Origin of the sequence: Paraburkholderia sp. GAS206C, from assembly GCF_050435645.1 — a bacterium.
Taxonomy (GTDB): domain Bacteria; phylum Pseudomonadota; class Gammaproteobacteria; order Burkholderiales; family Burkholderiaceae; genus Paraburkholderia; species Paraburkholderia phenazinium_B.
The window spans coordinates 51823-72634 of record NZ_JBNDKR010000018.1 but is presented as its reverse complement, the minus strand read 5'-3'; the positions used below and the strand labels follow the sequence as shown (position 1 = coordinate 72634).

Here is a 20812-nt window from a genome sequence, read left to right as displayed (position 1 = left end):
ATCACCATTCGGTTTTGCTCCGCCACCTCGGGTCCGCACAACATTACGTGTGCGATTCGCCGTCGGTGGGCGACTGCGTGCCCGGATCAGGCGGCAACGCCGTCAATAGCCGCTGACCGTGTTGCGGACCCGCTTTCCAGCCGGCCTGCCAATCCGCATCTCCTACCGCTTGCGCGGCCAGGATGACGAGGCCGTGTGCCGCCACTTCGACCTCCGGCATGGCCAGCGGATGAGTTGGCGAATCGGGGTTCGCGGTATCTAGCAGCATGCGCCATTCCAGGTGCGGCGGGGGCGGCGAAAAACGCAACGTGTCGCCCGACGCATTGAGCATCATCAACAATACTTCGGTTTCGCCATTGATTCCGGGACCGGCGCGGCGCAACGTTAGCGCGCGTCCTTCAGGGTCTTGCCAGGCCTCGATGGTCAAGGGATCGCCGCGCTCGTCGAACCAGCCGATGTCGTAGAGGCCGGGCAACACTTCGCGGTCGCCGAACAGAAAACGCGTCTCGCGCAGCAGCGGATGTTGCTTGCGCAAGCCAATCACGCGAGCCACAAACTCGGTCATCCTGCGACCTTCCTCCGAGCCCGCGCGCTCCCAGTCGATCCATGATAGTTCGTTGTCCTGGCAGTAGGCATTGTTGTTGCCGTTCTGCGTGCGGCAGGCTTCGTCGCCGGCCAGTAGCATCGGCGTGCCGAGCGCCATGAACAGCGTCGCCATTAGCGAGCGCGCCACGCGCGCGCGAGTTTCCAGAATCGCGGGATCGTCCGTCGGACCTTCCACGCCCCAGTTAGAACTGCAGTTCTCGTTATGCCCGTCGTTGTTATTTTCGTTGTTGGCTTCGTTATGCTTTTGCTCGTACGCAGTCATGTCGGCGAGCGTAAAGCCGTCGTGCGATGCGACGAAATTTACCGACGCCCACGGCTTTCTGAAGCGGCGGTTAAACAGATCCGCGGAACCAGTCAGGCGCGCCGCAAGATCGGGCCGCAGCCCTGCGTCGCCGCGCCAGAAACGGCGCACGGTATCGCGGAAGCGGTCGTTCCATTCGGCGAAGCCCGGCGGATGATTGCCGAGCTGATAGCCGCCGGGGCCGATGTCCCACGGCTCGGAAATCAGCTTGCGTTGCGACAGGATCGGATCCTGGCGCAGCGCGTCGAAAAAGCCCGAGCCCGGATCGAAGCCCGAGTGCTCGCGGCCTAACGTCACGCCGAGATCGAAGCGGAAGCCGTCGATGTTGAATTTCGTCGACCAGTAGCGCAGCGAATCCATCACCATCTGCAGCACGCGCGGATGCGGCAGGTTCAGCGTGTTGCCGCAGCCGGTATCGTTGATATGGTGACGCTCGTCGCCGGGCACGAGGCGGTAGTAGCTGGCGTTGTCGAGCCCGCGCCACGAGACCGTCGGGCCCATCTCGCCGCCTTCGCAGGTGTGGTTGTAGACCACGTCGAGGATCACTTCGATGCCCGCGGCATGCAACTGCCGCACGGCAATGCGCATTTCGTCGAGCCGGTGCGTGCTCAGATACGACGGCTCCGGTGCAAAGAACGACGCGGTGTTGTAACCCCAGTAGTTGCGCAGCCCGCGCTCCACCAGAAAGCGGTCGTTCAGGAACGCATGCACGGGCAGCAGTTCGACCGCAGTTACACCGAGCTTCTGCAGATGGTCGATGAATTCCGGCGAGGACAGTGCCGCAAATGTGCCGCGCTCATGCGTGCGCAGATCGGGCCGCAGCATCGAGGCACCACGCACATGCGTTTCGTAGATGACGGTCTCGCCCCACGGCACGTTCGGCCGTGCGTCGTGTGACCAGTCGAACGCTTCGTCGATGACCACGCACTTCGGCATGCCTGGCGCCGAGTCGCGCCGGTCGATCGAAAGGTCGAGCCGGTTCGAATGCACGCGGTAGCTGAACAGCGCGTCGGACCAGCGGAACTGTCCGACCAGCTTGCGCGCGTAGGGGTCGAGCAGCAGCTTGTGCGGGTTAAAACGGTGTCCGTTCTGCGGCTGATAGGGGCCATGCGCGCGAAAGCCGTAGGCGGTGCCGGGATGCGCGTTCGGCAGATAGCCGTGCCAGACCTCGTCCGTGCACTCGGGCAGCGTGAAGCGCCTGATTTCCTTGCGGCCGGTCGGATCGAACAGGCACAGCTCGATCTGCTGGGCATTGGCCGAAAACACCGCGAAGTTGACACCGAGGCCGTCCCAGCTCGCCCCTAGTGGATAGGGCGAGCCCGGCAACAGCCGGTCGGGTAATACATGCGACATGGTTCCCGTCCTTGTTCTGATTGGTCGTGTCTTGCGGGGCCGCCCACCCGTTCTTTGCCTTAGCCGCCTCAGTCCGGTTGACCTGGTTCAGTAGCCTAATTATCCGCGCGCAGTACGATCGTCGAGAGCGGCGGCAAAATCAGCGAGGCCGATTGCGGCTTGCCGTGGCTCGAGATCTCCTCGGTATAGATCAGCCCGGCATTGCCGACATTCGAGCCGCCATACACGCTGGCGTCGGTGTTGAGCACTTCGCTCCAGCGTCCGGCGAGCGGCATGCCGAGGCGATAGCCCAGACGCGGCACCGGGGTGAAGTTGCAGACCACCACCAGTTCGCGGCCGGCGCCATCGACGCGTCGATAAGCGAACACGCTGTTGTCGCTATCGTCGCCGATCAGCCATTCGAAGCCACCGGGTTCGCAATCGAGCGTGTACAGGGCCGGCTCGTCGCAGTACAGGTGATTCAGGTCGCGTACCAGCTTTTGCGCGCCGTGGTGGAGCGGATCGTCGAGCAGATGCCAATGCGGCGAGCCGTCGTGATCGAACTCCGCCATCTGACCGAACTCGCCGCCCATGAAGAGCAGCTTCTTGCCGGGATGGGTCCACATAAAGCCGAAATAAGCACGCAGGTTTGCGAAGCGTTGCCAGCGGTCGCCCGGCATCTTGCCGAGCAGCGAGCCTTTGCCGTGTACCACTTCGTCGTGCGAGAGCGGCAACACGAAGCACTCCGAATACGCGTACACCATCCCGAACGTCATGTTGTGGTGGTGGTAACGGCGGTACACCGGGTCCTCGTGCATGTAGTTCAGCGTGTCATGCATCCAGCCCATGTTCCACTTGAATTCGAAGCCCAAGCCGCCGTCTTCGACGCGCGCGGTGACACCCGGCCATGCCGTGGATTCTTCGGCGATCGTGATAGCGCCAGGTACGCCCGGCACATAGCCGACTTCATGATTGAGCCGCTTGAGAAACGCGATGGATTCGAGATTCTCTCTGCCGCCATAGATATTTGGCACCCATTCGCCAGCGGCGCGCGAGTAGTCGCGATACAGCATCGAGGCAACCGCATCCACGCGCAAGGCGTCCACGTGATAGCGCTTGAGCCAGGCCAGCCCCGAGGCCACCAGGAACGCGCTCACCTCGTTGCGGCCGAGGTTGTAGATCATCGTGTTCCAGTCCTGGTGATAGCCCTCACGCGGATCAGCGTGTTCGTAGAGCGGCGTGCCGTCGAAATTGATGAGGCCGTGCGCGTCGTTCGGAAAGTGCGCCGGCACCCAGTCGAGAATCACGCCGAGCCCGACTTCGTGTGCGCGATTGACGAACTGCGCAAACTGTTCGGGTTTCCCGAAGCGCGCCGACGGCGCGAACTGCCCCAACGGTTGATAGCCCCACGAGCCGCCAAACGGATGCTCGGCGATCGGCATGAATTCGATGTGCGTGAACCCCATGCCCTGGGCGTACGGAATCAGCCGGTCTGCGAGTTCGCTCCAGTCGAGGCCGCGATGGCCGTCCTCGGCAATCCGCAACCATGATTCAGCGTGCACCTCGTAGATCGAGATCGGCGAGCGTGGCGTCTGATTGGCGCCGCGCGATTGAATCCATGCGGAGTCGGTCCATGGAAACTGCTCGATCTCGTCGACGTGCGCGACCACCGATGCCGTCGCCGGCGGTTTCTCGGTCTGCATCGCGCAGGGGTCGGCTTTCAGCGGTAACGGATGGCCGTCGCGCGAAAGCAGTTCGTATTTGTAGCGCGTGCCGGCACCGACACGCGGGACGAACAGCTCCCACACGCCGGCCTGATGACGTAGGCGCATCGGATGGCGTCGGCCGTCCCACGAGTTGAAGTCGCCGACCACGGAGACGCGCCGTGCGTTCGGCGCCCACACCGCAAAGCGCACGCCAGGCACGCCGTCGACTTCCATCGGACGCGAGCCGAGGCACTCGAGCACCGCATACGGGTCGCCGTTGGCCAGGCGGTGCAGCGGTTCATCCCCGAGGATCGGCCCAAATGAATAGGTGTCCTCGATTTCCTGCACCGGTCCGTGCCAGTCGATGCGCAACCGGTACGGCACGGCTGCACTGACGCGGCCGACGAACAGTCCGTTGTGGTGGATCTTCTGCAGCTCGCCGAGTGTCGAGCCGTCGGCGCGCGAAATGACCGTGACATGCGCGGCATTCGGCAAGAGCGCGCGTACCACGGCTCCCGCGTCGCTCTGATGCAGGCCCAGTTGCGAAAAGGGATCAGGGTGCCGCGCTTCGACTAGTGCGTCGAGATCGAGCGGTTGCAGGTCGGCGGTCGGATCGTATTCACTCATAATCGCCCTCAGCCGGGTTAGGCGGTGTGGCGCCAGGGGAGCCTGGCGTCGATGTGTCGTGGGGAGTACCCGTATCGCCGAGCATCCGGCTCGCGAGCGCGGCGAGACCACGCACCGGCAAGCCGAGCCACGTCGGACGATTGGCGGCCTCGTAACGGATCTCGTAAGCGGCCTTTTCGATCAGGAAGAGATCGAGCAAGCCCTGTTCCGACGCGGGCGCCACGAGCGGTTGTGCGGCAGCGGCGACTGCTGCGCGGTATTCGCCAAGGAAGCTTTCCGCAGCGTAGACGCGGAAACGGTCGAACAGCGCGCGCTTGCGGTCTGCGGTCTGTTGCGGAGCGCTTTCCGTAGTGGATTGCGCCGCTGCGCTTGCATACGAGAAAGAGCGCAGCAGACCGGCGACATCGCGCATCGGACTCGACTTCTGACGACGTTCGTCAAGCGTGCGCGCCGGCTCGCCTTCGAAGTCGATCAGATACGCATCGCCTTGGGCGACCAGCACTTGCCCGAGGTGGAAGTCGCCGTGAATCCGTGTGCGCAAGGCGCCCGCATCCGCAGGTACGAGCTTTGCCACTGCTTCGGTGAGGGCTCCACGACGATCGAGCAGGCTCTGCGCGAGCTCTTTCGTATCGTCGGTCAACTGATCGATGCGATGCGAGAGCAGGTCGAGCGCCGTGGAGAGCATGCTTTGCGTGCCTTCGGTCCACGCGCGAATCTGCTCGGGTGTGGCCGGTTCCGGTGCAAACGCTGGATCGTCCGACGGCGCGGCGAGCGCGACATGTAACTCACCGAGGCGTCTGCCGATGATGCCGGCCATAGCCCGGTAGCCTTCGATGGCCTGCGCTTCCTTTTCCGGATCGGGGACAGCGTCGTCGGCATCGACGGCGAGCGCGAGATCGTCGATCGTGCGGCGCAGATAATCGAGCGCCCAGTTCCACGCATCGCCCTGGTTGTCGATAAAGCCTTGCAGGATGCACAGCGTGTGCGGCACACCGGCGGGATCGATACGCACCACTTCGCCATACAGCGGCGCGGTGTTCGCGTAGCCGATCTTCGTCAGATGGCGGCTGATTTCTGCTTCAGGGTGGACGCCGCTCACGAGGCGCCGTACCAGCTTCAGGACCACGGCGTCCTCGATGATCAGCGAGCTGTTGCTTTGCTCGGCTGCCAGCCAGCGAATCTCGGGGCGGTCGCCCAGATCGAGTTCGTCGAAGCGATCGGTCGGGATGAAGCAGATTTCGCTTTTCTGCACCGTCGGCACGACCGCGCGTTCACGCAGCTTGCGCAGGACGTTGTGGGCGAAAATCGGCAGTGCGAACGCATCCGTCAGGTGGCCGACGTTGCGGCCGCGGCGCACGCGCGCCAGCGCCAGTTGCATGAACAGAGGCGTGGTGGTTTCGCCGCCCCATGTAATCGCAATCGGCAACACATAGCGTTCGGTGTGATCGCCAACGTCGGCTTCGATCTCGGTGAAGGCGAAGCCGCCGTTCGGGATTGTCGTCAGTGCCGCAAGGCGTACGGCGTGCAACGGCTCATCCTTGGACGCGAACCAGCGGCGCCGGCTTAACCACGAAGGCAACACTTCGGATTCGAGCAGCCGGACGTTTTCCGGCGTCGGGCCAGCCTGGCCTTCGCGAATCACAATCGTCACGAACTCGGGCAACGGCTCCGAGTGCGGTTGTGCCCACGTCGGACGCTGCGTCCCCGGACAGATGAGGAACCACAGAAAGCCGTAGGGCGGAAAGGTCAGCAGATAGGTGAGCTGACCAATCGCCGGGAATACGGAGTCCGCGGTCATCTCGATCGGCACGGAGCCCGCGAATTCGGAGAGATCGAGTTCGACCGCCTGCGGCGCACGCGACAGATTCGCAACGCACAGAATGGTCGGCTCGCCTGGCAATTCGCGTAAATACGCGAGAATCTTGCGATTGGCCGGCTTCAGGAAGCGGATCGTGCCGCGCCCGAAGGTCTGCTTGGCGCGGCGCGTCGCGAGCATGCGGCGCGTCCAGTTCAGCAGTGAGTGCGGATCGCGACTCTGCGCTTCGACGTTGACTGCATCGAAGCCGTACAGCGAACCCATCACCGGCGGCAGCACCAGTTGCTCCGGATCGGCGCGCGAGAAGCCGCCGTTACGGTCCGATGACCATTGCATCGGCGTACGCACGCCGTCGCGGTCGCCGAGGTGGATGTTGTCGCCCATGCCGAGTTCGTCGCCGTAGTAGATCACGGGCGTGCCGGGCATCGACAGCAGCAGCGAGTTGATCAGCTCGATGCGGCGGCGGTCGCGTTCCATCAGCGGTGCGAGACGGCGCCGGATGCCGAGGTTCAGCCGCGCGCGGCGGTCGCTCGCATAGGTGTTCCACAGATAGTCGCGTTCCGAATCCGTGACCATTTCGAGCGTCAGCTCATCGTGATTGCGCAGGAAAATGGCCCACTGGTTTGTCTCGGCGAGATCCGGCGTTTGCCGCATGATGTCGGTGATCGGGAAGCGGTCTTCGCTGGCAATCGACATGTAAATGCGCGGCATCAGCGGGAAGTGGAATGCCATATGGCATTCGTCTTCGTCGCCGAAATACTCCTTCACATCCTCCGGCCACTGGTTCGCTTCGGCGAGCAGCATGCGGTTCGGATACTCCGCGTCGATGGTGGCGCGAATCTTCTTCAGGATTGCGTGCGTTTCCGGCAGGTTCTCGTTGTTGGTGCCTTCGCGCTCCACCAGATAAGGCACTGCATCGAGACGCAGCCCGTCGATGCCCATGTCGAGCCAGAAGCGCATGACCTGCAGCACTTCTTTCAGCACGGCCGGATTGTCGAAATTCAGGTCCGGCTGGTGCGAATAGAACCGATGCCAGTAGTACGCCCCGGCCACGGGATCGTGGGTCCAGTTCGACGGCTCGCTATCGATGAAGATAATCCGCGTGCCGGTGTATTTCTCATCGGTATCGGACCAGACGTAGAAGTTGCGATGATTCGATCCGGGCTTCGCAAGGCGGGCGCGCTGGAACCACGGGTGCTGGTCAGACGTGTGGTTGATGACCAGTTCCGTGATCACACGAATGCCGCGGGCATGCGCTTCCTGAATGAAGTGCTTCACATCGGAAAGCTGGCCGTAATCCGGATGGACGTTGCGATAGTCGGCAATGTCGTAGCCATCGTCGCGGCGCGGCGATGGATAGAACGGCAGCAGCCAGATCGCATTCACGCCGAGTTCGGCAATGTAGTCGAGCTTGGCGATCAGTCCGGGGAAATCGCCCACGCCGTCGTTATTCGCATCGAAGAACGACTTGATGTGCACCTGATAGATGATCGCGTCTTTGTACCAGAGCGGATCGTCGCTAAGCGTCGAAACCTTGCCGCGGCGGCCTGGCTTCGGTTTCGCCGCGCGGCTGCCCGTGCCTGTAACTGCAGCTTCTGCGGTGAGGGCTTGCGACGTGCTCTCGGTCGGGTCGTCACGTTTCATTAGGCACCTTCGGTCGGGGGTTGGGCGCCAGCGTCTGCATGGCTGCCGCTATCGTCGTCTGCGCTGGGGGGCTCGGGTGGCAGGCCGCCGGCTGGCGCAATGCGCCAGATCGCGAACGGCATGACGCTCGGGTTCAGCTGTACATGCTGCCAGCGGCCGTACCACTCGGAGCGGGCACCGGTCATCTGGTCCACGACTTCGAGCGCCGCATGATCGTGCAAATGCCAATGCGCAAAGGTGTCCCATGAAAGCTCGACATCCGCGCCCTGTTCGTTGAACGGATCGAGATTGATGGCGACGACGATCACGTTGTCGCGCGCCTCGGTGGCTTTCTCGAAGAACAGGATATGGTCATTGTGCGCCGGTAGGAACGTGATGCCCAGATGCGATTGCAGCGCGGGGTTGGCGCGGCGAATCCGGTTCAGGGCAGTGATCTCGCCGACGATGTTGCCGGGACGATCCCAGTCCCACGCGCGCAGTTGATACTTTTCAGAGTCGAGGTATTCCTCGCTGTTGGGCAGCGCCGCTGCTTCGCAAAGCTCGAATCCGCTGTACACGCCCCACAGGCCCGACAGCGTCGCGGCCAGTGCGGCGCGCATCACGAAGCCCGCGCGTCCTGAGGACTGCAGATGCCGCGGGTTGATGTCCGGCGTGTTGACGAAGAAGTTCGGCCGGTAGTAATCGCGGACGTTGGTTTGCGTGAGTTCGGTCAGGTAATCGGTGAACTCGCGCTTCGATTCGCGCCACGTGAAATACGTGTACGACATGGAGTAGCCGATCTTGCCGAGGCGATACATCATGCGCGGCCGTGTGAAGGCTTCTGCGAAGAAGATCGTGTCGGGATAGCGCGCCCGCACGTCGTTAATCATCCATTCCCAGAACGGCAGGGGTTTCGTATGGGGATTGTCGACGCGGAAGATATGCACGCCCGCTTCGATCCAGAACAGGATGACGTCGCGCAATGCGAGCCACAGGTCGGGCTTGGCGTCGTGCGCATAAAAGTCCGGGTTGACGATGTCCTGGTACTTCTTTGGCGGGTTCTCGGCGTACCTCAGCGTGCCGTCGGGGCGCCACGCGAACCAGGTGGGATGCTCCTTCAGCCACGGGTGATCCGGCGAGCACTGGATCGCGAAGTCGAGCGCGATCTCGAGACCATGCTCGTGTGCGGCAGCCAGCATCTGCTTGAAATCTTCGAGCGTGCCCAATTCTGGATGGACGGCGCTGTGGCCGCCTTCCGCCCCGCCGATTGCGTAGGGGCTGCCGACATCGCCCGGTTGCGCGGTTAGCGTGTTATTGCGGCCTTTGCGATTCGCGACGCCGATCGGGTGGATCGGCGGGAAGTACAGCACGTCGAAACCCATGTCGCGGATGCGCGGCAGTTTCTTCGTGACATCCGCGAAGGTGCCGTGCCGCGTTTCGTCGTCGCTCATCGAGCGTGGGAAGATCTCGTACCAGCTTGCGAACCGCGCGGCGGTCCGTTCGGCATCGATGCGGTACGTGACCGGATCGCGTGTCTGGAACGGCCGATGACGAGCCGCAGCCATTGCTTTGGCCGTGGTGGGGGCGAGCAGCAGGGCGAGCTTGGTGTCTGCGTCGGCTTTGGTGAAGACCTTGACGATATGTTGGAGCGGTTCAGTCACCGCGCCTTCCACCGTTTCCACTTCGGCCAGCACCAGCGCGAACAGATGGCCCGCTTCGGCGATTTCTAGCTCCACCGTTTGCCCGGCCTTCAGCTTCTTCTGCACGTGCTCGACCAGCGAGGCGAAGTCGTCGCGCCAAGCAAGCACCGTGAATTCATGACGGCCCACCCGTTCGAGCGGGATGCGCGCGTGCCACAGGTCGTTGCCGGCGGGTGGCGCGGGGACCATCGGCGTTTCGTGCCAGGCGGTTTCGTCGGCGGCGCGCCACATCACGGCGGCGGCGATCTTGTCGTGCCCTTCCGCGAAGATCGCAGCTTTCACCTCGACCCGCTCGCCTACATTGCGTTTGACGACGAAGCGGCCATTGTCGACCGACGGTGTCACGCTTTCGATCGCCACGCGTGGGGCAGCGATGGCCTCCAGCACCGATTTGCGGCCGCTGCGTTTGCTGCCCGCCTTGTCGATGGGCGGGGCGAGCCGCACCGGCTTTTCGGCTTGCGCGCCAAACAGGCGGCAGGCGCCGGGTCCGAGCGTAAAGGGGCTCAGCGTCGCGGGTTTGGCGTTCGCGGCGGCATCGAGCGGTACGAAGCGCGTGAAGTTGCCAGGCACCCCGGCGAGGAAACGCGCGGGATCGACCCGCAACGGCGTGCCCAAGTCCGGGTTGATGACGATCAGGATCGCCTGCTGACTGTCGCGCAAATCAAGCCGATCGCCGCGCAACAGCACCGCCGCGGGCGCGCTCGGACCACTCAGCGCGCGCAGTTCGCCGACGCTCTGCAGCGGCTCGGACGCACTTAACACTTCGTTGATGTGCTTGACCGGCCCTGACAGGTCGAAGCGCGCCGTCTTGCACTGCTCGCCGTATTGCGCGGCATTGGCACGTGTGTACGACATCGGTGTCGCGACGCCGTATTCGAAGCCCATCGGCAGCAGCCAGCCCGTGCCGGTCGACGCGGCGGTGAACAGCGCGCGGCGATAGGCGCGCTCGAGCATCGCGGCATCGTGTACGTCGTCGAGATCGGCGGCGAGGCGAGTGCCATACGGCGCTTCCGGAAACGCGATCGGTGCGCCGATGCGAATCAGCGCGGCATGCTCGTCGGTCATCCAGCTGGAGCGGAAGTCCCACCAGCGCACTGACGAGAACACGCTGTCGAAGCCCGCGTCGTCGAGAGGTTGCAGATCGCCGCGTGCGAGACCCGGTGTGGCCGCAAGAAAGCGGATCTCCGGATACTGCTCCCGCACGGCTGCACCAAGCTGGCGCCAAAATGCGATCGGCACGCGGTGCGGCGAATCGAAACGAAAACCGGCGACGCCCGCTTCGGCGAGCCCGACCAGTTCGCGAGTCCACCAGTCGAGAAGGGCGGCGGTGCTGCCCTCGTTGCCGAAGTTCACATAGGCGACGTTGTCCTCGCGATGCGCGTGGCGCGGATCGAGGCGCGCCTCTTCCGATTCGAACGGATGAAACCAGTCGGGGTGCTCGGAGAAGAGGGCGCTGTCTGCCGCGAAGCGATCGATCACGACGTCCGTCAGCACTTTCAGGCCGTGCTGGCCCGCCGCGGCGGTAAGGCCGCGTAGCGCCTCGGGCGCGTCCTGCTGCGTGCCGAAGACAGGGTGCAGCTTACGGTGATCGCTGACAATCTGCGCGTGTCCCGCCCGTCCGGGCTGGAACAGCGCGCCGATCAGCACATGGTCGAAGCCTAGCTCGGCGGCGTGCGCAAATTGCGCTGGCCACGCGTCGAGCGGCCCGACGAGGAGAGAGTGGAGAAAATAGATCCGCGGCGCATACCTTTGTGAAGGTTCCATCGGTCGTTTCCAGATTCGTCCTGCCGCGATGTAGATGCATCGGGATGCGATTACACCGCTGTTTGGGGCTTCCAGAGCCGGAGGCCGCACGCTGCGTGAATTCAACGTGCGTACTGGTCAATGTAGTGCAAAGATCGCTTGCCCGCCGGGCAGTAACGAACACTACGCACGCGCATGCGCCAGTCGCGCGGTTCTGGACCAGATAAATGTAAAGTCTGCAGCAAACGCTGTGCCAGCGGCTATAGCTGCCGCGAAAACGGAGGGAAGTGCGAGTACTCAGGGAGCGCGTCGGTGCCGCAGGTTTTCTGGCCCGCGGCCGGCGTGTAAATCGGGTGAGCGCCCAGCGGGTTTTACACGAAACGGATTTCTGCGGCCGGCACCGTTAACAATTCACGATGCCGGCGGGTCTGATTATGGGCGCATCCTGGTGCGCTGGTCCAGTTGCGTTACGAGCCGAGCAGTCCGGCTGCGATGTTGACGCATAGGCCTAGCACGGCCACGTTGAAGTAGAACGACAGGATCGATTGCGCCAATGCGGCACGCCGGATCGTGCGCGATCGCAGCACCACATCCGAGGTCTGGGACGCCACCGCGATGGTGAACGAGAAGTACAGGAAGTCCCAATAGTTCGGTTCGAGCTTGTCATCCGGGAACAGCAAGGCGCTTTCGTGCGCATCCGGGGTGTAGTAGAGGCGTGCGTAGTGCAGCGTGAAAATGGTCGGAATCAGGAACCATGCGCCGAACATGGTCAGGCCTGTGAGCAGGTAGTGCGCGAGCGTCGACGCGGCGGCGAGATTCTTTGCGGATGCCAGTTCGAGGACGATGGCCGCGATGCTCGCTAGCGTCGCCAGGCAGATGACGAACAGGACGACGCCGGCATTTTCGTCGTCGCGTTGCGCGAATTCGCGGACGTCGTGTTCATCTGCCTTGGCCATATGCAGCCAGATGAGCACGAGGTACAACCAGACTGTGATGTCCCATCCAGCCAGCACGCGCACCATCGGCCGCATGTGGGCGGGCACCACCAGCGCGCCGATGATACCGATTCCAAGCGCGACAACCATGCGTGGACGGTTGCGTAGAACCTGCGGGTAGAAATTCGTTGGCATGTGCGGTATCAAGCAGGATTGAGGGTGGCGGATTCTACCTTGAGCTTCCGGCGCCAATTGTCGAATGCTCGTGAGGCAGCTATAGTCTGTCGCAACGGCCTTGCGCCGGGCTTTCACTTTGTCATTTCTTTTCATATCGCAGCAGCAGCAAGACGAGACCGCTTAAGCGGCGCAGACCAGGTTTGGGGCGGGCGACCGGAACAACTTGCAGGGTAGGTATGCCATTACCCGCAATGTTGGCCGGTTGAAAATCGATTCATCATCTGTGGAGCCGCCATGACAGATGTCCAACATAACGATAAAAATCATGCGCACCCCAGGGTGACGTATGTCCAATCAGCCGGCCGCCGAACGTGGCTGCTCGGCGCATGCGCAGCGGCTGCTGCGCTGGCGTTCACGAGCGCTGGACGCTTCGGGATGTCATTCGGCATTCCTTCCGCCTTTGCCGACGCGCCCGCAGGCGGCGGACTCGATGCTTTCCTTGCGTTGTCCCAGCATTTAACTGCTCGAACCAGCTTCAACCCTGTCCTCGCCAAGCGTGTCTACGATGCGTTAGTCCACGCTGACGCCCAGTTCCCGCAGAACGTCAGCGCGCTCAATACGTGGCTGCAAGGTCACGGCGGTGTGCCATCGGACACGGTCACGCAAGCGCTGCAGACCGATCAACCGGTGCTCGCGAAGACGGTGAGCGCCATCATGCGCGCGTGGTACCTCGGACTTGTCGGCGAGATGCCGCATGTCCAGGTGGTGGCCTACGAAAGCGCGTTGATGTTCGATCCGGTCAAGGACGTGTTGACCATTCCGTCCTATTGCCGCGACGTGCCGTTCTACTGGACACAAAAGCCAGCCGGCGCTTGAAGCACAGCATGCCTCTCGAACGTGTCGTGGCTCGCGTCGTCTGCGACTGCGGCATGCATAAATAAGCAAGCAGCAACAGAGGGCAACAATGGCAAATTCCAATTCCGCCGACGTCGTTGTAGTCGGCTCGGGCGTCGCGGGTGGTCTGGTCGCGCATCAGATGGCACTGGCCGGCGCTTCGGTGATCGTGCTCGAAGCCGGGCCGCGTATTCCGCGCTGGCAGATCGTCGAGAACTTCCGTAACTCGCCGGTCAAAGACGACTTTGCGACACCTTATCCCTCCACGCCGTACGCGCCGCATCCCGAGTATGCGCCGGCCAACAACTACCTGATCCAGAAGGGCGAGTATCCGTACAACTCGCAGTATGTGCGGCTGGTGGGCGGTACCACCTGGCACTGGGCGGCTGCCGCGTGGCGCCTGCTGCCCTCGGACTTCCAGTTGAAGAAACTGTACGGCGTGGGCCGCGATTGGCCTTATCCGTATGAAACGCTGGAGCCCTGGTATTCCGCCGCTGAACTGCAGCTCGGCGTGTCCGGTCCGGACAGCAGGATCGATCTCGGCTCGCCGCGCTCGAAGCCGTATCCGATGAGTCAGTTGCCGTTGTCGTACATGGATCAGCGCTTTAGCGACGTGCTCAACGCGCAAGGCTTCAAGGTGGTGCCCGAGCCGGTGGCGCGCAACAGCCGGCCCTACGATGCTCGCCCCACCTGTTGCGGCAACAACAACTGCATGCCGATCTGCCCGATCGCCGCCATGTATAACGGCGTGGTGCATGCGGAGAAGGCCGAGCAGGCGGGGGCGAAGCTGATCCCGGAAGCCGTCGTGTATCGCGTCGAAGCGGACAACAGTGGGCTCATTACCGCGGTCCACTATAAGGATCCGAACGGCAACAGCACCCGCGTGAGCGGCAAGCTGTTCGTGCTCGCGGCGAACGGCATCGAAACACCCAAACTGATGCTGATGTCGACCTCCGATAAGTTTCCGCACGGCATCGGCAACAGCTCCGACCAGGTGGGCCGCAATCTGATGGACCATCCGGGCACGGGTGTGACTTTCCTTGCCAACGAACCGCTGTGGCCGGGACGCGGGCCGATGGAAATGACCTCGGTGGTGAACTTCCGCGACGGCGCGTTCCGCTCCGAATACGCAGCGAAAAAGCTGCATCTCTCCAACGGTGTGCCGACGATGGCGGTCACCGCCGGTCTGATCAAAAAAGGCGTGACGGGCGCTGAACTGGACCGTCAGATTCGTGACCGCGCGGCGCGCACGCTAAACATCAACAGCTTCCACGAGCATCTTGCCGAACCGCAGAACCGTATCGTGCCCTCCGCGGATCAAAAGGATTCGCTTGGCATTCCGCAGCCGGAGATCTACTACTCGATCAACGACTACGTGAAGAAGAGCGCAGCCAACACGCACGAACTGTATGCGCAGATCGCAGCGCTGTTCGGCGGCACCGAGGTCTCGTTCGACGATACCTTCGCGCCGAACAATCACATCATGGGCACCACGATCATGGGCAACGATGCGGCGGATTCCGTCGTCGATGCGGATTGCCGTACGCACGACCATTCGAATCTGTTTATCGCGAGCAGCGGTGTCATGCCCACGGCTGCCTCGGTGAACTGCACGCTGACGATTGCGGCCTTGTCGCTCAAGCTGGCCGACAAGCTCAAGCATGAAATCTGAACCGAGCCGGAGAGCCACAATGACGAACAAAACGTCTCGCGTGCAGCCGGCCGGTTTGCTCGCACAGCGCGTGCGCCGCCGCCGTATCCGGATGGCGACGCTTGCCGCTGCTTTCTCGCTGTTTGCGATGTATCTCGCGTGGGACAACGCCTATGGTCCGCCGGTGCGTCGCGACGACGAATCGCCGATTACCCAGGCGATGGCCGATGACTCGCCGTCATCCGGGGACGCAGCGCCGAGCGGGACTGCATCCTCCGATCCGGATCTGGTGAAGCGCGGCGAATACCTCGCGCGTGCCGGCGATTGCGTGGCGTGCCACACGGCCGATAAAAGCCGCCCGTTTGCCGGCGGTTTGCCGATTGCCACACCGTTCGGCACGATCTATACGCCGAACATTACACCGGACCCGGACACCGGTATCGGCCAGTGGACCGACGCCGATTTCCAGCGCGCGATGCATGAGGGCATCGGCAAAGGCGGCGAACGGCTCTATCCGGCATTCCCTTATGCCGAGTACACGAGGGTCACCGGGCAAGATGTGCAGGCGATCCGCGCCTATCTGAACACGCTGCCACCGATCCATTACGCGCCGCCGCGCAACGAAATGCGCTTTCCGTTCAACCAGCGCTGGCTGATGGTGTTCTGGAATATGTTCAATTTCACCGAAGGGCGCTTCGTGCCCGATCCCAGGCAGAGCGCGGAATGGAATCGCGGTGCTTATCTGGTGGTAGGGCTCGCGCACTGTGAGGAGTGCCATACGCCGCGCAACATCCTGCAAGGACTGAAGTCGACCGATCGCTTTTCTGGCGCAACCCAGGCCGGCTGGCACGCATTCAATATCACGCCGGATAAAAATAGCGGCATCGGAAACTGGAGCGACGATGATCTGGTCAAATATTTGTCGACGGGTGTCGTGCCGGGCCGTGCAAACGCGGCGGGACCGATGGGCCAGGTCGTCGAGGACAGTACGCAGTATCTGACGCCTGAAGATCTGCGTTCGATCGCGACGTACCTGCGTTCAGTTACACCGGTGAGCGGCGGCGAAACGCATCCGCGCGACCAGCTGGGTACGCCCGCCAGCGACGTGACCGCGCTGCGCGGCACCGAGGTTACCGGCGTGAACGGCGCGCAACTGTTTGTCGCCAACTGCGCGTCGTGTCATAGCTGGACGGGGCAAGGTACCGGCGCGAGTGCGCCCGGGGCGTATCCTTCGCTGCTCCACAACTCGACGGCCGGCGCGAACGATCCGGCGAATCTGGCGATGGTGATCCTGCACGGCGTCAGCCGCACGACGAAGCAGTCCGATGTGCTGATGCCGGCATTCGGCGGAGAACTCACCGACGATCAGGTCGCGGCGATCACGAACTATGTGACGAAGCAGTTTGGTAACCCGCAAGCCACATTGTCCGTCGATCAGGTGGCGAAACTGCGGGCGCAGCAACAATGACCGCTCAGGTCTGAAAATTGCGGTGCAGTCCGGGATGCCTTTCCGGGTTGCATCGCTGATCCAGCAAAAAAGCAGAGCGCGGCAGTTCATGCCGCGCAGCAACCGTTTAAGAAAAGATGGAAAGCGCGCATACGCACTTTGCGTTCGCGTTCTATTATGGTCCCCATGACTCCTGCAATCGTTACTACCGTCGAGCATCACGACGTCAACCGCACCGGCCGCGACTTTGTCGTGGGCGATCTGCATGGTTGCGTCGACGCGTTGCGTTATCTGTTGCGCGAGGTGGAGTTCGATCCGTCGCGGGACCGGCTGTTTTCGGTTGGCGATCTGATCGATCGCGGCACCCAGTCCGAGGAGGCGCTGGCGCTACTCGACAAGCCCTGGTTTTATGCCGTGCTTGGTAATCACGAAGACACGCTATGTGCCGTCGCCGAAGGCCGCTTGCGCCGGCAGTGGTGGTACGGCATTGGCGGCACCTGGGCGGCGGAATTGCCGGATGAGAAGCTGCGGCACTACGCGCAACGTTTGTCCCGTTTGCCGCTGGCACGCGTGGTCGGCACCGGCCGCGAGCGTTTCAATGTGCTGCATGCGGAATTCTTCGGTACAGACACCGATCTCGACCTCGCCGACTTTTCCGCCGACGAACGGCAGCAAATGCTGTGGGGGCGCCGGCTTGCCATGGGCAACGGCGACCCGAGCCGGCAGCGCAGTCTGTCGCTCACCTACTGCGGCCACACGCCGATGCGTGAAGTTCAGCAGATCGGTGCGCAGGTGTTCATCGACACCGGGGCGTTCGGGCCGGGCGGCAAGCTGACTTTGGTCGAGGCCCGCAAGATCGAGCGCTGGTCGGTGACTGTCGAGACGGCGCGCGCCGAAGGCGCCGCAGCGCTCGCGTTGCCTTGAGCGAACCGCTTTAGCGGTCGCTCCTATCCCACCTGATTCAGTTCGAACACGATATCGACGGCGCTGCCGTTCCAGTTGTATTCCAGATAGGCCGCGTGGTGGCAGTCTCGCAACAGCGTGGTTCTGAACGCCGCGAGACATTCGCCGCCGGGATCGCGTACGGACGGATAGGCGATTCCTGGCGCACCCGCCTCGCGTATTGCGCGACCTGCCGCTTGCCCGGCGCTGTAGTCGTGCGGTGATAAAACCGCGGGATCTAGCGATGCGTCGCCGCGCAGATCGACCACCTCGCCGCCTGCGATCACCGTGTATAGACGCATCTGCTGACGCGTCGGCGCCTCGGCGGTAGCCGCGAGGAATTTGCCGGTGTGATAGCGCGTCTCCGCGATCGCGGTGGCGCGTGAACGGGCGCAGTAGAACACGCCGTAACTGCCGTCCGAAAAGCGGCTGCCAAGCGGATTCAGATGCGTGAACGCGGCCATGATCGGCCCATATCCGGGACCGAAGCGCCGTTCCTCGCGCGGCACCAGATCGAGTTCGCCGACTTCGGTGCGTAAGCGGTCATTGGTCATTGCCTCGAGCGCGTAAAGCGCATCGAAGTCTTCGGGAGAGGCGACCCGGTCGTACAGATTCACCGCGGGGAAGCGCGTCGGAATGACGCGATACGCGGGCGACCAGTCGAGCGGCGCCACGCGCCAGCGGTCCTGCCAATACAGTTCTGTCACGCCCAGCCGCCTCGCATCGCATCGAGATATTGGCGCACGGCGACGAGGTCGCTGATATTGCCGGCGAGCATCCGGTCGAGCGCGCGGCGGCCGCCGAACGGCGCCGCGCTGTTGGGGCGCTTGATCCAGCCGTCGGCTGCGGCGGGCTGCGGCAGCAGGATCTGCAACGCTTTGTAAATGCCGAGCAGCAGCGAAAGCCGTTCGACGGTGTCGCGCCCCACCCGCGCTGTTTGCGGCTCGGCCTTCCATTTGAAGAACGTCGAGCGTCCCGGCGAGCCGAGCAGGATGATCTGCTCGTCTGTGCTCAGATCCCAGTCGCGCGCGATCTTGAAGAAGGCGCGCAGGCCCGCCGCCGACATTTCGGTCAGGGAGGGTTCCGTGACGGGCCGGCGTAGGGGCGGATCGTCGGGGGTGAGACGGGCGGCGTGAGGCATGTGGTCTGGTCCTTATCTGTACTTTGTATCAATATTAGTCCAGATGTGGATTATTGCAAGGATAATTGGGTATAATCGCGTCCCAACAAGCGAACGAGATGACGAGGAGCGGCGGGCGATGTGGGTGCGAGCGGTGGCGGTAGCTGTGGTGGCAGTAGCTTGTGGTGTGGCGACGGCGCAAGCGCAGGCGGTCCAGTATTCGGAGGTGTGGAATCCGCCTGAGGCGGCGCATCCGGTAAAGCGGGCCAAGGGGCGTACGGCTGTGCCTGTGGATGCGAGGAAGGTTGCGGCTAAGGGCGTGACGGCAGGTAAGGGGCACAAGGCGGTGCCTCTCAAAAAGGTGGCGCCGGTCCATGTTGCTCCTGGGGCCAAGACGCACCTCGCGCGTCAGGCGACGTCCCCCGTGAGGGTCGCTGCTGCTGCCGGTGCATCCGGTAGGTCTGCACATGCTGGAACTGTACGAATGGCTGGCGCCAGGAGCGCATCGCACAAGCCGGTCAAGACGGCGCGCTCCGGTGGTGGGCATGTGCAGATGGCGGCGGTACATCCCAAGGCGATGCCGCGCAAGCAGCAGAAAATCGCTGCAAAACCAGTTTCGACACAACCGGCGTCCACAATGGCGGGCGTCGCGCCGAGACCGGCATCTGCGCAGCCGGTTGCCACGATGGCTGATACGGCGGCAAGACCTGTAGCCCAGAGCAGCAATCTGCCGCCGATCCTGCACTGAGTTCGTGTGGTTGGAGCGGGTTTGCTCTTTGGCGTGGTGCCTGAGCCGGCGTTGGTGGCGAGCACTTTTACCTGGTGTTCTAGACCCCGCTCCCCAACCCACCCGCCAGCAGCCTCAGCGTCTCCACCGATCGCGCGTCCCGCAACCGCGAATGCAGCGTGACGCGCGATTCCGGCAACGGCGGCAAGCCAAGCCTCTCACCGACGTCGATCAACCCCCGCGGGGCCACCCGTCGCGCCAACGGCGCCACAGCCAGACCGGCCGCCGCCGCTGCGCCGACAGCAGCCACTCCACCGCCAACAAACGCTTCGCGCCACGCGATGCCCGCTTCGTCCAGCGAATGAATTGCCACAGCGCGCACATTGCACGGCGCAGTGAGTAGCGCGAGCGGCAGCGGCTCGCCGACCCGCAACAGCCACTCCGGCGCTGCGAGCCAGCCGAGTGGTTCGCTGAAAAGCACCGTCGCATCGTCGCGCGGCGCATCCTCAGGCTCGTAGCGGACGATCACCGCGTCGAGCCGTCGCTCGTCGAACTGTGCCAGCAGTGCCGACGACATGCCCAGATGCAGTTCGATTACCAGCCCCGGATCGTAGCTGTTGAGCTTTGCCAGCAAGTCCGGCAGGTCTCTGCCGGCGACATGCTCGCTCAAGCCCAACGCCAGCCTGCGCCGTTCCACCGACAACGAACCAAGCGCCCGTTCATGTGCGTTCAGCAGATCGCGCGCGGCCATGAGAAACGCGTGGCCATCCGCAGACAGCCGTACGACACGCGGCGTGCGTTCTACCAGCTGCTTGCCTAGATGGGCCTCCAGCCGCTTGAGCTTCAGACTTACGGCCGACTGCGTGGTATCGAGCGCATCCGCCGCGCGGGTGAAGCTGTGCAGATCGGCGACCAGAACGAACGCGCGAACCGCATCGAGATCGAGTACTTTCATTTCAATTGAAAATATATGAAATAGCCGATAATGTCTATTAATTATGATCGATGCGGCCTAAGCTGTGTACTCAATCTTCATCGAAAGGAGCTTTCATCATGCCGTTCACCCGAATTGCTGTCCGTGCCGGCAAGCCGGCGGCCTACCGGAAGGCCCTCACACAAGGCATTCAACGTTCGTTGATTGAGGTGTTCAATGTGCCGGAGGACGACATGTTCATGGTCGTCACCGAGCACGATGAGGACAACTTCTTTTATGGCAAGCACTACCTGGACATCAACCGTAGCGACGATCTCGTGCTGATCCAGATCACCGCGAACAATACGCGCACCGTCGAGCTGAAAAAGGCGCTGTACAAGCGGATCGCCGAGCTTCTGGCGGAAAGTCCAGGCGTGAGGCCGGAAGACGTGTTTGTGAATCTCGTCGACGTGCCGAAGGAAAACTGGTCGTTCGGTAATGGGATTGGGCAGTACGCGACCTAGGATCGAGCTGTTTGGCGATCCTGGCGCA

Annotated in this window: 14 protein-coding genes; 6 read left to right on the top strand and 8 right to left on the bottom strand. The window is 62.9% G+C overall.

What is annotated here, in order from left to right; genetic code table 11:
- Positions 1-43 precede the first annotated feature (43 nt).
- From glgX to P3T20_RS36115, 5 genes are all read right to left on the bottom strand, one after another.
- Positions 44-2260, bottom strand: coding sequence for a glycogen debranching protein GlgX (gene glgX / locus P3T20_RS36135; RefSeq protein ID WP_429289427.1), 2217 nt, complete (start codon positions 2258-2260; stop codon positions 44-46).
- A gap of 95 nt (positions 2261-2355) precedes the next feature.
- Positions 2356-4572, bottom strand: a complete 2217-nt coding sequence (gene glgB / locus P3T20_RS36130; protein WP_429289426.1) for a 1,4-alpha-glucan branching protein GlgB — start codon at positions 4570-4572, stop codon at positions 2356-2358.
- Positions 4565-8032, bottom strand: a complete 3468-nt coding sequence (treS, locus tag P3T20_RS36125; protein ID WP_074266585.1) for a maltose alpha-D-glucosyltransferase — start codon at positions 8030-8032, stop codon at positions 4565-4567. Before treS ends, glgB begins: the two co-directional genes overlap by 8 nt.
- Entirely contained in the window at positions 8032-11475 is a 3444-nt protein-coding gene (locus P3T20_RS36120) for a maltotransferase domain-containing protein (RefSeq protein ID WP_429289425.1), read from the bottom strand. The genes treS and P3T20_RS36120 overlap by 1 nt, the downstream gene beginning before the upstream one ends.
- 446 nt (positions 11476-11921) lie before the next feature.
- Positions 11922-12584: a DUF1345 domain-containing protein gene (locus tag P3T20_RS36115; RefSeq protein WP_074266583.1), complete on the bottom strand. Its 663-nt coding sequence runs from the start codon at positions 12582-12584 to the stop codon at positions 11922-11924.
- A gap of 276 nt (positions 12585-12860) precedes the next feature.
- Here P3T20_RS36115 and P3T20_RS36110 point away from each other — a divergent pair, with 276 nt between their 5' ends.
- The 4 genes from P3T20_RS36110 to P3T20_RS36095 all read left to right on the top strand — a co-directional run bounded on the left by P3T20_RS36110 (position 12861) and on the right by P3T20_RS36095 (position 17482).
- On the top strand, positions 12861-13442 hold the full coding sequence (locus P3T20_RS36110; RefSeq protein ID WP_074266582.1) for a sugar dehydrogenase complex small subunit: 582 nt from the start codon (positions 12861-12863) through the stop codon (positions 13440-13442).
- 88 nt (positions 13443-13530) lie between these two features.
- Positions 13531-15132: a GMC family oxidoreductase gene (locus P3T20_RS36105; RefSeq protein ID WP_074266581.1), complete on the top strand. Its 1602-nt coding sequence runs from the start codon at positions 13531-13533 to the stop codon at positions 15130-15132.
- Positions 15133-15151: 19 nt separating this feature from the next.
- Complete coding sequence (locus tag P3T20_RS36100) at positions 15152-16579, top strand: c-type cytochrome (protein WP_429289424.1); 1428 nt, start codon at positions 15152-15154, stop codon at positions 16577-16579.
- A 165-nt stretch (positions 16580-16744) separates the two neighbouring features.
- Complete coding sequence (locus P3T20_RS36095) at positions 16745-17482, top strand: metallophosphoesterase (protein ID WP_429289423.1); 738 nt, start codon at positions 16745-16747, stop codon at positions 17480-17482.
- A gap of 23 nt (positions 17483-17505) precedes the next feature.
- Here P3T20_RS36095 and P3T20_RS36090 read toward each other — a convergent pair whose 3' ends face one another.
- On the bottom strand, positions 17506-18207 hold the full coding sequence (locus P3T20_RS36090) for an RES family NAD+ phosphorylase (RefSeq protein WP_429289422.1): 702 nt from the start codon (positions 18205-18207) through the stop codon (positions 17506-17508).
- The gene (locus tag P3T20_RS36085; protein ID WP_143787722.1) at positions 18204-18566 is read right to left on the bottom strand and encodes an MbcA/ParS/Xre antitoxin family protein; all 363 of its coding nucleotides are present in this window, start codon (positions 18564-18566) and stop codon (positions 18204-18206) included. Before P3T20_RS36085 ends, P3T20_RS36090 begins: the two co-directional genes overlap by 4 nt.
- 538 nt (positions 18567-19104) lie before the next feature.
- Between P3T20_RS36085 and P3T20_RS36080 the strand changes: the two genes are divergently transcribed.
- On the top strand, positions 19105-19368 hold the full coding sequence (locus tag P3T20_RS36080; RefSeq protein ID WP_429289421.1) for a hypothetical protein: 264 nt from the start codon (positions 19105-19107) through the stop codon (positions 19366-19368).
- 79 nt (positions 19369-19447) lie between these two features.
- On the opposite strand, the gene P3T20_RS36075 is transcribed toward P3T20_RS36080, so the two are convergent.
- Positions 19448-20302 carry a LysR substrate-binding domain-containing protein gene (locus P3T20_RS36075; RefSeq protein ID WP_429289420.1) on the bottom strand — a complete coding sequence of 285 codons (855 nt, stop codon included), beginning with the start codon at positions 20300-20302 and terminating at the stop codon, positions 19448-19450.
- Positions 20303-20400: 98 nt separating this feature from the next.
- On the opposite strand from P3T20_RS36075, the gene P3T20_RS36070 reads away from it, so the two are divergent.
- Positions 20401-20784, top strand: coding sequence for a tautomerase family protein (locus P3T20_RS36070; protein ID WP_074266572.1), 384 nt, complete (start codon positions 20401-20403; stop codon positions 20782-20784).
- The last annotated feature ends 28 nt before the right edge of the window (positions 20785-20812 follow it).